The sequence below is a fragment of the Rummeliibacillus sp. TYF-LIM-RU47 genome, from assembly GCF_008638315.1.
In the GTDB taxonomy this organism is placed as follows: Bacteria; Bacillota; Bacilli; order Bacillales_A; family Planococcaceae; genus Rummeliibacillus; species Rummeliibacillus stabekisii.
Genome location: NZ_VVIR01000005.1, coordinates 40,085 through 53,712 on the forward strand (window position 1 = coordinate 40,085; position 13,628 = coordinate 53,712).

General features: G+C 40.3%; 13 protein-coding genes. 2 read left to right on the top strand and 11 right to left on the bottom strand.

Translation table 11 applies throughout. The features are described from left to right. Positions 1-135: 135 nt before the first annotated feature. On the bottom strand, positions 136-1,050 hold the full coding sequence (murB, locus tag F0527_RS14925; RefSeq protein WP_150285420.1) for a UDP-N-acetylmuramate dehydrogenase: 915 nt from the start codon (positions 1,048-1,050) through the stop codon (positions 136-138). 177 nt (positions 1,051-1,227) lie between these two features. Between murB and F0527_RS14930 the strand changes: the two genes are divergently transcribed. Beyond that, positions 1,228-1,593, top strand: coding sequence for a DUF2500 domain-containing protein (locus F0527_RS14930; protein ID WP_150285421.1), 366 nt, complete (start codon positions 1,228-1,230; stop codon positions 1,591-1,593). 100 nt (positions 1,594-1,693) lie between these two features. On the opposite strand, the gene F0527_RS14935 is transcribed toward F0527_RS14930, so the two are convergent. Then, entirely contained in the window at positions 1,694-2,341 is a 648-nt protein-coding gene (locus F0527_RS14935; protein WP_066790332.1) for an FMN-dependent NADH-azoreductase, read from the bottom strand. Positions 2,342-2,456: 115 nt separating this feature from the next. Continuing rightward, positions 2,457-3,164: a DsbA family oxidoreductase gene (locus F0527_RS14940; RefSeq protein WP_150285540.1), complete on the bottom strand. Its 708-nt coding sequence runs from the start codon at positions 3,162-3,164 to the stop codon at positions 2,457-2,459. Between the two features lie 136 nt (positions 3,165-3,300). Here F0527_RS14940 and F0527_RS14945 point away from each other — a divergent pair, with 136 nt between their 5' ends. After that, positions 3,301-4,671 carry an FAD-dependent oxidoreductase gene (locus tag F0527_RS14945; protein ID WP_150285422.1) on the top strand — a complete coding sequence of 457 codons (1,371 nt, stop codon included), beginning with the start codon at positions 3,301-3,303 and terminating at the stop codon, positions 4,669-4,671. Between the two features lie 58 nt (positions 4,672-4,729). On the opposite strand, the gene F0527_RS14950 is transcribed toward F0527_RS14945, so the two are convergent. The 8 genes from F0527_RS14950 to F0527_RS14985 all read right to left on the bottom strand — a co-directional run bounded on the left by F0527_RS14950 (position 4,730) and on the right by F0527_RS14985 (position 13,447). Next, the gene (locus tag F0527_RS14950) at positions 4,730-5,656 is read right to left on the bottom strand and encodes a manganese-dependent inorganic pyrophosphatase (RefSeq protein ID WP_150285423.1); all 927 of its coding nucleotides are present in this window, start codon (positions 5,654-5,656) and stop codon (positions 4,730-4,732) included. A 142-nt stretch (positions 5,657-5,798) separates the two neighbouring features. Continuing rightward, positions 5,799-6,914, bottom strand: a complete 1,116-nt coding sequence (gene menC / locus F0527_RS14955) for an o-succinylbenzoate synthase (protein WP_150285424.1) — start codon at positions 6,912-6,914, stop codon at positions 5,799-5,801. Between the two features lie 26 nt (positions 6,915-6,940). Next, entirely contained in the window at positions 6,941-8,071 is a 1,131-nt protein-coding gene (locus F0527_RS14960; protein WP_150285425.1) for a M20 peptidase aminoacylase family protein, read from the bottom strand. Positions 8,072-8,434: 363 nt separating this feature from the next. Then, positions 8,435-9,319 (bottom strand): twin-arginine translocase subunit TatC, encoded by an 885-nt coding sequence (gene tatC / locus F0527_RS14965; RefSeq protein ID WP_150285426.1) that lies wholly within the window; start codon positions 9,317-9,319, stop codon positions 8,435-8,437. A gap of 15 nt (positions 9,320-9,334) precedes the next feature. Further along, positions 9,335-9,550: a twin-arginine translocase TatA/TatE family subunit gene (gene tatA / locus F0527_RS14970; RefSeq protein WP_173668486.1), complete on the bottom strand. Its 216-nt coding sequence runs from the start codon at positions 9,548-9,550 to the stop codon at positions 9,335-9,337. Between the two features lie 53 nt (positions 9,551-9,603). Then, the gene (locus tag F0527_RS14975; RefSeq protein ID WP_150285427.1) at positions 9,604-11,313 is read right to left on the bottom strand and encodes a GMC family oxidoreductase; all 1,710 of its coding nucleotides are present in this window, start codon (positions 11,311-11,313) and stop codon (positions 9,604-9,606) included. Between the two features lie 15 nt (positions 11,314-11,328). Next, complete coding sequence (locus F0527_RS14980) at positions 11,329-12,075, bottom strand: gluconate 2-dehydrogenase subunit 3 family protein (RefSeq protein ID WP_150285428.1); 747 nt, start codon at positions 12,073-12,075, stop codon at positions 11,329-11,331. A 163-nt stretch (positions 12,076-12,238) separates the two neighbouring features. Next, positions 12,239-13,447 (bottom strand): MFS transporter, encoded by a 1,209-nt coding sequence (locus F0527_RS14985; protein WP_066790351.1) that lies wholly within the window; start codon positions 13,445-13,447, stop codon positions 12,239-12,241. Positions 13,448-13,628 lie beyond the last annotated feature (181 nt).

The following is a 13,628-nucleotide window of genomic DNA, read 5'->3' on the forward strand; positions in this document are numbered from 1 at the left end:
ATATAGATTTTGGAAGAATACAATATTCCTCACTAGAAAAGACATTTCCCCTGTTTATTTCATGCTAACCCATCTATAAAAATAGACGCCCTCCCTGATAAAACGGAAGGCGTCTTCTTAACATTATATCTAGTCTTATTTTACATCCTCGCCGACAATTTTAACTTCTGTTTCAAGATCTATGTTGAATTTCTCTTTTACAGTACGCTGAACCATACGGATTGTCTCAATATAATCCGTTGCTGTCGCATTTCCTTTATTGATGATAAAGCCGGCATGTTTTGTGGATACTTCTGCTCCTCCGATACCTTTACCTTGCAAGCCACTATCTTGAATTAGCTTGCCTGCAAAATGGCCTGGAGGACGTTTGAACACACTTCCTGCTGAAGGATACTCAAGCGGTTGCTTCGACTCTCGCTTGTATGTTAAATCAGCAATCGTTTCATCAATAGTTGCTTGGTCGCCTTTCTTCAATTCAAAAATGGAAGAAAGCGCGTAATAACCCTTCTTCGCAATAATGCTTTGGCGATAGCCGAGCTCCAACTGTTCCTTTGTCAGGTTTAGTATATCGCCACTTGGCGTCATGACCTTGCAGCTGACGATTACATCATTAATTTCGCCGCCATATGCGCCTGCATTCATTGCCATCGCTCCACCTACAGACCCAGGAATACCGCAAGAAAATTCAAGGCCACTCAATGATTGCGCCGCAGCTGCTCTTGATACATCGATGATCAGCGCTCCAGCTTGAGCATACACGGTAGTCCCTTCAATACGGATTTCATCCAATTTAGAGAGGTTTAGAACAATTCCACGAAGGCCTCCGTCACGGATGACCATGTTCGATCCATTTCCTAATAGAAATAGAGGTACGTCATGCTGGTGGGCATACTTGACAACTTCTGCCGCTTCTTCTTCAGTGGAAGGCATAACAAGCAAATCTGCATTGCCGCCTAGCTTTGTCATTGTGTATTTATTAAGTGGTTCATCTATTTTGATATCATCGGGATTTACAATCGTTTTTAAATCATTCATCCATTGTTCTTTCATCTCCGAAAGTCCATTCCCTTCATACTTATTCATAACTAAGTATGAATAACGAAGGCCCATTTTACAAGTAATATTCTTTGGCTAAAGCATCAGGAACATGGGTTGAAACTTTCTCTAGGTCTATTCGTATAATAAATTGAAATACATATTATAGGATTATTGTAAGGGGTGGCAGGAATGATATTAGAAGAACAAGGAATTAGCTTATTTACGATTGTACCGATTATCGTTGGCATTGGTTTTGTGATTGTAATCGGTATTTTAATTATCAGTGCAGCCAAGGGGCTGAACACGTGGACAACGAATAATAACTCACCTATCCTCACTGTTCCTGCTGCAATCGTAGCCAAACGCACCGAAGTTAGCGGCGGAGGCCAGGATACAAGTGCCAGCACAAGCTACTATGCGACATTTGAATTAGAAAACGGAGAACGAGTTGAATTGCGGGTGAGCGGTAAAGTATATGGTTCTTTTGTTGAAGGAGACAATGGGACGCTGACATATCAGGGAACGCGCTATCATCAATTTGAACGAAAACTATAATTTGGCCCTAACTATTTCAATAATAAGTAAAGCACCCCCAAAGCTAGAGTTATCTCTAACATAGGAGGTGCTTTTTATTGTTCTATTTCTAACTTGTTGCTTACGCTTTAACAGCCATTTCAACTAAACGATTTGCTGCTGCTTTAACTTCTTCTAAACCATCAGCGATGATTTCTTGTGCTTTAGCAGGCATTGCATTATGGCCTTCGATAACGACTTCTTCGATAATGTCCATACCGAAAACGCCGCCAAATACATTACGCATATAGTTAACAGCCATTTCCATAGATGCCATTTCTGGAGTAGAATAAATGCCACCACGTGCGTTTAGCAAGATAGCTTTTTTCTCAGGCATTAGGCTAATCATATTGCCTGCTTCATCGTATTTGAATGCAAAACCAGCTGCATATACATAGTCGATGAAAGTTTGTAATTTAGCAGGAATAGTCAAGTTCCATAGAGGGAATGCAAATACTACTACATCAGCAGCTGTAAGTGCGTCCATTGCTTTTTGTTTAGCAGCAAGTGTACGTTGTTGTAGCTCAGACAACTCTTCACCGTTTTGCAATTTACCAAAAGCATCTAGTAAATCTTGACCGAAATAAGGAGTATCTTCTTCATATACGTCATATACAGTCACATTTAAATCAGAACCTTTTAAAGTTTCCATAAATGTTTCATACATTTTGCTTGATATAGCTTGATCCGCTGGGCGGTTATTTGCTTTAACAACTAATACGTTTGTCATTAGTCACACACTCTCTTTTCGTGTAATATTATATCTCAAATTCAAGATATTTTAATTTTAATGTAAAACCCATTCGAAGTCAACGAATGGGTTTTCATACTTTTGACTGAAATTTTTAGAAATCACAATGATCGTCTGTGCATATTCCCTGGCCATCTTGCCCCATCATCTTTAATGTAGGACGAAGGTTTTCTTCCTCTGCGACTTGTTGAATTGCTTTTTCGAACACTTCATTAGGTTGAGCTCCTGAGATCGCATACTTCCCATTCAACACAAAGAAGGGAACCCCTCTCACGCCAATTTGGGCTGCTTCTTGTATATCTCGCAATACGTCGTCAGCGAATGAGCCATTTGCCAAGATTTCCTCTGCGTCTTTGCGTTCGATACCTACTTCTGCGGCTAACTCAACTAATGTATCCGTTAAGCCAATTTCCTTCGCTTCGATAAAATAGGCACGAAGCAAACGCTCGCTCATTTCGGCCCCTAACCCTTTGGTTGCTGCATATTTTGCAAGGCGATGTGCCTTAAATGTATTCGCAGGTTTTAAGTGGTCGTAATCATAATCCAAGCCCAATTCCTTCGCACGGGCAATGATGCCTTGTGATTGAATTTTTGCTTGTTCTACTGTCGTGCCATATTTCTTTGCAACGACTTCATACATGCTTTCATCTGATGTATCTTTCGATTCAGGACTAAGCTGGTAGCCTTTAAAGACAACTTCCACTTGATCCTTAAATCCTGTTTTATTCAATGCATTCTCTAATTCTCGTTTACCTATATAACAAAATGGACATACATAATCTGACCAAACTTCTATTTTCATCATGATCACCTCGCCTCTATTGTATCTACCACTTCATTCAAAAGGCAATTTTATTGCCCGGCCTTTCAATCCATGACAACTAAATGTTTAAACTTCATATGAATAACACAACCTAGGAAAAAACAGGAGATTATACATGTACAAATCACTTTGGCTACAACAACCAACAGAGCATTCAAAAGCTGCACTTGGCGAATCAATCGAAACAGATGTATGTATTATTGGTGGCGGATTAAGTGGCATAATGACTGCCTATCATCTGTCTAAAGCAGGAAAAGACGTAGTATTGCTAGAAGGAGATTCCGTATTGGGAGGTGCAACCGGCCATTCTACCGGGAAACTGACAGCTCAGCACGGTGCCATCTATCAAACACTGATCAAGCAATTCGGAAGTGATGGGGCTTCTCTTTACTATAAACTCAACCAAAAGGCAGTTTCCTCGGGATTCGATTTAGTAGGCTCAGATGTCATCCAGCCCTCTACATCTATCCTGTATACACAGGAAGAGTTTAATAGAAAAAAGCTGGAAGACGAATGGGATGCCTATAAACAGTTGAATATCTCTGGCACAATGAATCCGAAGAGTGAAATCCCTTACCCATTGAAATTGTCTGTTTCAATGTCAGAGCAAGCTCAAATCCATCCTGTTCGTTTCGGTCGTGAAATGCTTGCTAAAGCCATGGCTGCAGGAACGAAGGTTTATGAGCATACGCGAGTCCAGCATGTGGATATTCAAAATAAAAAGACGACAACGCATAGCGGACATACGGTTTCATGCAAAGATTTAGTCATTGCATCTCATTACCCCATTGAAGCACTTAGGGGACTTCATTTATTTAAATTAGAAATCAATCGTTCTTATATTATTGCTTTTAAAACACCCAACCCTTATAAAGGGCAATATCTTTCAGTTGATACCGCTGTAAGATCTATACGAACAGCACTGATTGACGGTGATAATTATTTGTTGCTTGCAGGGCCAAGTCATAAAGCAGGCACTAAATCGGATACGTATAAATATTATGATGAGATTGAAGCAGAGGGACATGACAGATTCGATGCAAAAGATATTCCTTTTAAATGGTCGGCACAGGACCCTGAGACACCTGACTTGCTTCCATATGTTGGAAATCTTAGCTCTGGAACTCCACACGTCTGGATTGCGACAGGTTTTAGAAAATGGGGAATCTCCAACTCTCTTGTCGCAGGACAGCTAATTAGCGATGGCATATTAGGTACCCCAAACAAGGGCTTAGATCTTTATTCGCCTAGCCATACAAAGCTAGGTACTGCACTCGCACAAGCTTTAAAAATCGGCAGCCAAGTAGCCGTTGATTTTGTAGGTGGCTATATTACTCGAACTTCTACACCCCGCTGTACACATATGGGCTGTAAAACTAGATGGAATGAAGCGGATGAAACATGGGATTGTCCGTGTCATGGATCACGTTTTTCAAAAGAGGGCTTGGTCATAGAAGGTCCTGCTGTTGACCCGCTTGAATTGTGATGATTGATCTTATAAAAAAGAGCTGACTCTCTTGTTCCAGGGAGTCAGCTCTTTATTTTTAACCTAATACTTCAGTTAGTGTTGGGACGATTTGTTTTTTACGTGATACAACACCTTTTAATACAATACGGTTGTTTTCTAGCACTGAACGGAATGCAGGAGCAGCTTTATCTGCAACCTTACCAACCGGTACAGCAACAGAGTCATTGTTTAGAATGTCTGTGACTACAAAGAAGAATAAATCTAACTCTTTATCTTGCACTTCTTTTTCTAACAATTTTTCTAACTCTTCTTGGCGATCAAGTACATCATTGATATCTACTGCGTTTACTTGCGCAATCACAACTTTATGGTCGCCCATTGCGAATTCTTTCGCATCTAATGATAACAAGTCTTCCAATGTTTTATCACTTAGGTCGGCACCTGCTTTCAACATAGAAAGTCCATATTCTTCTGCATTCACATTTGCTTTTTCTGCTAATTCTTTCGCTGCTTGCACATCTTCTTCTGTGCATGTAGGTGATTTAAAAAGCAATGTATCAGAAATGATAGCAGAAAGCATTAAACCTGCGTAATTTGCAGGAACTTCTACATTTTTTTCTTTAAAAATTTTATTTAAGATGGTTGCCGTACATCCAACTGGCTCAGCACGGTAGTATAGCGGATCAGCCGTTTCGAAGTTCGCGATGCGGTGGTGATCGATTACTTCAAGTACTTGTACTTCTTCTATATCAGCTACAGATTGTTGACGCTCATTGTGGTCGACTAAAATGACCTGTTGTACTTCTGGTGTAGCTTTTTCAATCAAGCGGGGTGCATCAAAGCCGAATTTTTCTAGTGCATAAGCCGTTTCATTGTTTAGCTCTCCTAAGCGAACAGCTTCAGCATCGACGCCGATTTGTTGTTTTAAATATGCATATACTAATGCAGATGTAATTGTATCTGTATCAGGGTTTTTATGTCCGAATACTAGGACGTTACTCATGTATATATTCCTCCCAAAATGAATTACCGATTCTTTTTTTATTTTATCAAAAAGATAACATATAGTCGCTAGATTCGCACAAAAAAGATCTCCTCGTCCGCAACGAGGAAAACTGGAGCAATGCTACTTCTAAAGCAAGCTATCATCTATTGGCACGATAAACCTTTTCCTTCACTGTATAACGTTCAATCGCAGAATGATTGATTTCATAGCCTATTCCCGGTTCTTTTGAAATGCTAATATAGCCATTTTTCACCGTAATTTCAGGTGTGATGATGTCCTCTTCCCAGTAATGGGTAGAGCCTGCTGTATCTCCAGGCAGCGTAAAATTAGCCAGCGTAGATAAGGCGATAGCGTGTGCCCTTCCGATCCCCGATTCAAGCATACCACCGCACCATACTTCCATCTCATGTTTAGCACACAAATCATGGATACGTTTTGCTTCCGTCAGGCCGCCTACTCGGGCATATTTGATGTTCATTACTTTACAGCTTCCAAGATCAATCGCTGCCTCAGCATCTTCATATGAAGTGATGCTTTCATCTAGACAGATAGGTGTTTTTAACTGACTTTGAAGCTTCGCATGCTGCACAATATCATTTGCGCCTAGCGGCTGTTCAATCATCAACAAACCATATTGATCTAGTTCTTGAAGCAATGCTAAATCATTAAGCGTATAACATGAATTGGCATCCGCCATTAAAGGAACATCTGGATATTCATTTCTAATTGCATTAAGCAGTGCAATATCCTCGCCTGGTTTAATTTTCACCTTTATACGCTGATAGCCAGCTTCTAAAGCATCCTCAATTTTTTGATAAAGCTGTTGATGTGTAGGCTGTATACCGATACTCACTCCAACAGCCACCTTTTCTTTTTGACCGCCTAAAGCTGTTGCAAGAGGAATAGATTGCTTCTTAGCATAAAGATCCCATATCGCGGTTTCCAACGTAGCCTTAGCCATGTTGTTACGACGGATACTGCTAAAGATTTCGCTGACCATATCCGGGTGATGAATCTCTTTGCCCATAATAAGCGGTAGTAGAAAGTCCTCTAGTACATGCCAGCTCGTTTTCATCGTCTCTTCCGTATACCAAGGCACTTCAAATGCGACGCCCTCTCCATATCCGGTAAGACCATCTCGATCTCTTGCTTCAAGGATAAGAAATTGTTTATCCTGCACGCTACCAAAGCTGGTTTTAAAAGGAGATTTCATGCGCATCTTTAATTGGCGGATCTTAACTTGTTCTATATTCAACTTTAAACTCACCTATATTAGTTTCATTATTTGACTGTTGAACCAGTTGCTTTTAAAACTGATCTCGTTAGTATTTCAACTCCAGGCAAAAGCTGGTCATGGTTGAATGTCATATCAGGGTGATGTAGCCCAGGGGATAAACCACACCCTAATCCTAGCATAGTTGCTTTAATATGTGGCCTCAATTTGCTGTAAAAATGGAAGTCTTCCCCTCCAGGTGTAAAGAGGGCAGGCCTTAGTTTTTCTTCACCGACAGACTCTATAATCGCGTGTTTTAGAATTTCTTCCGCTTCCTCATTTACTTTCGCTGCCGCTATATCAGTCAAAACCTTTAACTCAATATTCGCTTCATATAAAGTACTAACGCCTTTAACAATGCGCTGGATATCTTTATATAACTCTTGCATGCCTTCGTTCGTTTGAGCTCTTACATCCACGTTAATGAATGCTTTGCCGGGTATGATATTGCCTGATCTTCCTCCAGCCTGGAAAACCGTCACCTTTGCGGAATAGGGAATCATCGAATCGATACGAATGGATTTTAAAGCTTCCACTAGGCTGCTCCCCACTTCGATTGCGTTCTTACCTAAATGCGGCCTAGCAGCATGGGCTTCAACACCATAAATTTCCGAGGAAATAGTCATGGATGCACCATGATGGATGGCCGGCGAAAAAGTGCCATCTTCGAGCTCCTGAATAGGGCGCAGATGCACGCCAAACAAATAATCTACATCATCAATCAATCCCCTTTCCACAAAGGAAAGAGCCCCTTGTCCCTTTTCCTCAGCCGGTTGGAATAAAACACGCAAGGTTCCCTTCCACTCGACTGACAAATTTTTCAAAAGAAGCAAGACACCAATAATCATGGTCATGTGCCCATCGTGGCCGCATGAATGATTAGCCCGCATTTCTCCGTCTACTTCCTGCCAAAGGGCATCCATATCTGTCCTTAAACCAACCACTGGCTTCCCTTCCCCGATCTCAACATACAGACCCGTACTGTCTTTTAATGTATGGACTTTATAACCTTCTGCTTGCAATAACGATTCAATATATTCTGTTGTGCGGTATTCCTCCCACGCGATTTCCGGAATAGCGTGTAGATGTTGAAATATTCCCTTGAGCTTCGATTCTATTTCCTTTAGCTTTTCTTTCATCATACCCCATCCTTTCTCGTTAAATAGCCTTTCAAGAAATTGAGATCATGCTTGTCAGATTATAAAAATATATCGTGTAAATTCATGAATTTAGATGAATTCGCTTTCAATAATCTATTACTCCTTAAGGAATTGTATTTGCATTTATCAGGATTTATGCCCTGCTGTTACATACGGCAAACCTATCGGAAAGTCTCGAGGGGATTGGGGTTACTCAACCGGCATCGCATGATTACGGTAACTTGGCTCTATTAGCGTCACTCATCTCCCTTTCACATTCACCTGCCCTATTCATACCACTTACCTTCTTAAGCAGAAAAAAGCTTGCTGACCCGCTATTCCTGATCAACAAGCTTTTCCTATTTATGAACTAAAACTTTCTTCTTGTAATTCTCTTTTTCTTTCCAATTTCTTCACGATATATATACTGATCTCATAAAGAAGAATCATCGGTACGAGTACCAACAATTGGCTCATAAAATCAGGCGGTGTTATAAGTGCTGAGAAAACGGCCATAATAACGTAAGACCATTTTCGAATATTCTTCATCGTATCCGATGTTAGAACGCCTATTGTCGATAAAAACATGGCAATAATAGGTAATTCAAATAATAATCCAATTGGAACTGTCGTCATGATGAGATAGCTCATGTACTGAGCTGCTGAGATCATTACGTTGAAATTCGATTCGCCTATTCCTACAAGGAAATGGTAGCTAATTGGGTTGATAACAAAATAGCCGAAAGCCACCCCTAAGAGAAATAACAGAAGCATAACGGGCGAATATAAACCAAGAAAACCTTTTTCGTTTTCCTTCAAACCAGGTTTTATAAATGACCATATAAAGTGCATTAAGAATGGCAATGAAAGTCCTACAGCAACTGTTGTAGAGATGGACATATAAAATTTAACAACTTCAAGAGGCCCTAAGATGACTAAGTCGTGCCCTCTTGTTACATACGGAAGCCATTTGTTGACTGTCGCAAATACAAGAATAAAGAAAAAGAGAAAAACAGCTAACCCTTTGATAAGTTGTTTTCTAAGTTCCGCCAGATGTTCAACAAATGCTTCGCTCGTATCCCTAAAGGAGCTTTCCAATCCCTGCTCCTCATCGGTTTCGAGAGAGGCGGAAGGAGCTGGGGAGACGGGCTCAACAGCCGCAGCCTCTTCGCTCCCTTCGTATTCGCTTTCGTCTAATTTATCCAAAGGGCTAAGTACTTTCTTTTTATTTTCTTCATACGGATCCATACGAACACCCTCTAATTAAATTTCGTTTTTATCCTTTACTTTGACAGTTGTGATCGTTTCCTTTTTAGGTTCTTCATGTTCATCCATTAGGCCTTGAGTAGATTTTTTAAACTCAGAGAAAGTTTTGCCTACTGCAGAACCAATCTCCGGCAATTTTTTTGGACCGAAAACGATAAGTACAATGACTAAAATAATGATTAATCCAGGAATACCAATGGCGCCTATGCCCATGATGTATCACTCCTTTAATTGATTTTTGATTTAGCTTTAGAGAAGGTTATTGGTTAAACCAAAGATCCACCTTTTTTGCTATACTTGATAATCCCTTCAGAACAGCGAAGCGCTAAAGCGCCAACAGTGTCAGTTGGGTTATAACCTGAGTTATTCGGGAATGAACCAGCGCCCACTGCGAATAGATTTTCGCAATCCCAGTGTTGTAAGTAATTATTAACTACCCCGTCCTCAGGTGTTTTACTCATTACAGTACCACCTGTGTTATGTGTTGATTGATAAGGGACGATGCTGTAATCCGTTAGATCTGCACGAACTTCTACTTTTTTGGCATCCATTTGTTTTAAGATATCGCCACATTTTTTTGAGATAAAGTGGTGCAATTTACGGTCTTGATCAGTAAAGTTATAGTTTACTTGCAATAAAGGCACGCCATACGCATCTTTATATTTCGGATCCAATGTTAAGTAATTCTCTTTATGAGCAATAGAAGCTCCTTGTCCACCTACAACTAGAGTACGCGTATAGTTTTCGATCGATTCTTTCTTAAATTCCGCACCCCATGTCGGTGTATCTTCATGTGTAGGGTTGTTACCGATCGGACGTAAACCAATTTGAGTTAAGGCAATATTCGCACCGTGAATAAAACCTAGTTTAGAGTGGTCAAAGTTATCGCCATTAAAGTCGTCTAAACATTCACCTAGTGCACCAGCACCCATAAATGTATTAAATTGCTCATCGTAGAAACCAGTTGCACCTGGCATAATTTGATAGCAATAATTACGCCCTAAAGTTCCTTTACCTGTATTCGGGTCATACATAGTACCAATTTTAGAAATCATCAGCAATTTAGCGTTATTCATCATAAATGCGCTGAGAACAACCACATCTGCTGGTTGAATATATTCTTCTCCTGTTACGGAATCAATATATCTTACGCCTGTTGCTTTATTTCCTTTAGTAAGAACTTCTACAACATTTGAGTTAAAGCGAATTTCATATTTACCCGTTTTTAATGCTGCTGGAATAACACTTACTTCCGGTGTTGCTTTCGCACCATACTCACAGCCAAAACGTTCGCAGAAACCACAATATTGGCATGCATTAATATTTTGGTCATATTGGTTTTTGTACGGTGCAGATAGGTTCGCAGATGGCATCATGTACGGGTGATACCCCATTTTTTTAGTTGCAGTCTCGAACTTTTTCAACAGAGGTGTCTTTTTCATCGGCTTTGTTGGATAATCATCTGATCGCTTGCCACCAAGTGGATTTTTTTCACCACTAATACCGGCTATTTTTTCAAATTTATCGTAGTATGGCTCTATTTGATCATAATCCATCCCCCAATCTTGCAGGATGTAATCGGATCCTAAGAAATTCTTTCCATACTTTTTATCAGTAATAGATTTAATTTTAAAATCATACGGTAAGAAACGGAAAGTTTGTCCATTCCAGTGTGTACCAGCGCCGCCTAGCCCTTCACCCAATAGGAATGAACCTAGTTGGCGCATCGGCAAAGCTTGTTGTTTACGGTTGTTACGGAAGGTAACTGTTTCTTTTGATAAGTCTTGCATCAATTCATATCGAATAGCATAACGGTATTCATCGTGGACGTTCGCAAAGTTTTTGGTTCCACGCTCTTTACCTCTTTCCAAGCCAACTACTTTCAATCCTGCTTTTGTACATTCTGCGGCTACAATTCCGCCTGTCCAGCCTACACCGACTGTTACTACATCAACCTTTGGCAATGTTTTCGCCATATTCCATACCCCCTATTAATGCATACCTAAAGATTTTGGTGCAATTTTTTGGAATCCCTCTTTTTCAATCACATTGATATAAGACATTTGATGTCCAGGGAAACCTTTCATCTTCCATCCTTCCATGTTTCGATTGCCTCCATATAGAGGATCGGCATACACGCCCTCAATGGTTGCTGATCGGAGCAGATTAAAGAAGAATGCGGAAGATACGCCTTTCATCTTCACCTTGTCTTTTTGGAATGCCGTTAAAATCACGTCACGCTCTTTATCCGAAATATCAGTAAAACCTTTTTTATAGCGTTTTTGCGCTTCTTGTTCCAGCTTAGAAACACCTTCTGAGAAAATCTCTGCGCGCGTTAAACGTGTTTGATAACCTTGTGTTGGGGATCCATCATGGAAGGGTCCTTGCATATATTCTTTCGAATTACTGCCATATTGGCCTGCCAGCTGACGGTCAATAAAATAAGGGACGCCAAGATCAATAGCTCCGCCACCTAAATCATCCTTTGGAAAAATACGTTCTGTAGCAGCCGCTAAAACATTAAAATCTGCATCTGTTGTAAAGTACATCTTCCCTTGGCTAGTCTCAGATGTCTTGTTCGAATGTGACTGATTAGTTTTAGACGGTGCGGCAGTTTTTTTCGAATTGTAGCCTATCAAGCCACCGATTAAACCTCCGCCGATCAAAGTTCCTGTTGCAATACCAGTTGTTTTCAAGAAATCCCGTCTTGAGATATCTTTTTGATTGTCATTGCTCAATTTGTTACCTCCCTTAAATACATAAAATTACATAGCAATTTATTGAATAAAAAATTGCTCTTTAAGGTAATTTGTTCCCTTTTTGTTTCGAATTTAATCTTTCTAAATAAAAATAATTACAAAAAAGGACTAGCAACCTATGCTAGTCCCTAAAAATTACTTTTTAATTAATAATTGTTTGCTTCGTTTCCTTCCCAAGTACTATTACAGCTAAAATACCGATTAATATAGCAAGGCAGAAGATAGAGAATATCCAACCAATCGATATGCCTCCTGCCATTAGTGATCCAACAAGCAAAGGTCCAAAGATGCCGCCTAACCTTCCTACAGATGCTGCCATGCCGACACCTGTGCCCCTTATCACGGTCGGATATTGTTCTGGTGTATAAGCATAGAGTGCACCCCACGCTCCGAGGTTAAAGAAAGAAAGTAGCATGCCCGAAACCATTAAAAGCCAAGTGCTATCAGCCAGACCAAATGCCAGCGAACTAAATGCCGTGCCGAGCAGGTACACAGAAAGCACCCATTTCCTTCCCCACTTTTCAATCAGCCAAGCAGCTGTAAAATAACCTGGCAATTGAGCTAATGTCATGATTAATACGTACTCAAAACTTTTTATCAGGCTAAACCCTTTTACCACCATAACGCTCGGAAGCCATAAGAAAATACCATAATACGAGAATACAACCGTAAACCATACGATCCACAGCATGATTGTTTGCTTTGCATAAGGTTTAGACCAAACAGCCGCTAAATTTTGTAGCACGCTTCTTTTCTCTTTTTTCTCTTCATACTGTGGCGAATCTGGCAAACGGAGACGGAGGTAAACAGCGTATAATGCTGGTAACGCCGTTAACAACAATGCAACACGCCAGCCATAATGCGGAATGACAAAATATGAAATCACCGCTGCAAGTAGCCAGCCCACTGCCCAAAAGCTTTCCAGCAATACGACTACCCTTCCTCTTTCTTTCGCTTCCACACTTTCTGAAACCAATGTGGATGCCACTGGGAGTTCTCCTCCTAGTCCCATACCAATCACAAAACGTAATGCCATAAAAATGGCTAATGAAGAAGCAAATGCAGATATGCCGCTTCCTACTGAAAAAATGATTAATGTCCAAACAAAGACAGACTTACGGCCGACACGATCGGCAAAAATACCAAATACTAATGCCCCTACGGCCATGCCAATCGAGTTAACGCTGCCAATCCACCCCATCTGTTCTGAGGTTAACCCCCAATCGCTTGCAAGTGCCGCAATAACGAAAGATAAAATGCCTACATCTAGTGCATCAAATAACCATCCTACACCTGCTACGCCCAATAATTTATTGCGCGAAACAACTTGTGCATTTACTGCTTGTTTCATTCTATTCTCATCCCCTATTAAGTGTCTTTACACATGTAAACATTCACATGTATTTACTATACAACATGAGTAAACCTGTGACAATATCTTAAATATTTTACGAAATTTTAGAATATTGATAGGATAGCATTGAAAGCAGGATCTTTTTTTGATAAAGTGTCTCTTATACATAAACAACTGT

Excerpts from the sequence above, each read along its gene's own strand:
- murB (WP_150285420.1), bottom strand. The coding sequence starts at position 1,050 with ATGAAAGAACAATGGATGAATGATTTAAAAACGATTGTAAATCCCGAT.
- F0527_RS14930 (WP_150285421.1), top strand. The coding sequence starts at position 1,228 with ATGATATTAGAAGAACAAGGAATTAGCTTATTTACGATTGTACCGATT.
- F0527_RS14935 (WP_066790332.1), bottom strand. The coding sequence starts at position 2,341 with ATGACAAACGTATTAGTTGTTAAAGCAAATAACCGCCCAGCGGATCAA.
- F0527_RS14940 (WP_150285540.1), bottom strand. The coding sequence starts at position 3,164 with ATGAAAATAGAAGTTTGGTCAGATTATGTATGTCCATTTTGTTATATA.
- F0527_RS14945 (WP_150285422.1), top strand. The coding sequence starts at position 3,301 with ATGTACAAATCACTTTGGCTACAACAACCAACAGAGCATTCAAAAGCT.
- F0527_RS14950 (WP_150285423.1), bottom strand. The coding sequence starts at position 5,656 with ATGAGTAACGTCCTAGTATTCGGACATAAAAACCCTGATACAGATACA.
- F0527_RS14960 (WP_150285425.1), bottom strand. The coding sequence starts at position 8,071 with ATGAAAGAAAAGCTAAAGGAAATAGAATCGAAGCTCAAGGGAATATTT.
- tatC (WP_150285426.1), bottom strand. The coding sequence starts at position 9,319 with ATGGATCCGTATGAAGAAAATAAAAAGAAAGTACTTAGCCCTTTGGAT.
- tatA (WP_173668486.1), bottom strand. The coding sequence starts at position 9,550 with ATGGGCATAGGCGCCATTGGTATTCCTGGATTAATCATTATTTTAGTC.
- F0527_RS14975 (WP_150285427.1), bottom strand. The coding sequence starts at position 11,313 with ATGGCGAAAACATTGCCAAAGGTTGATGTAGTAACAGTCGGTGTAGGC.
- F0527_RS14985 (WP_066790351.1), bottom strand. The coding sequence starts at position 13,447 with ATGAAACAAGCAGTAAATGCACAAGTTGTTTCGCGCAATAAATTATTG.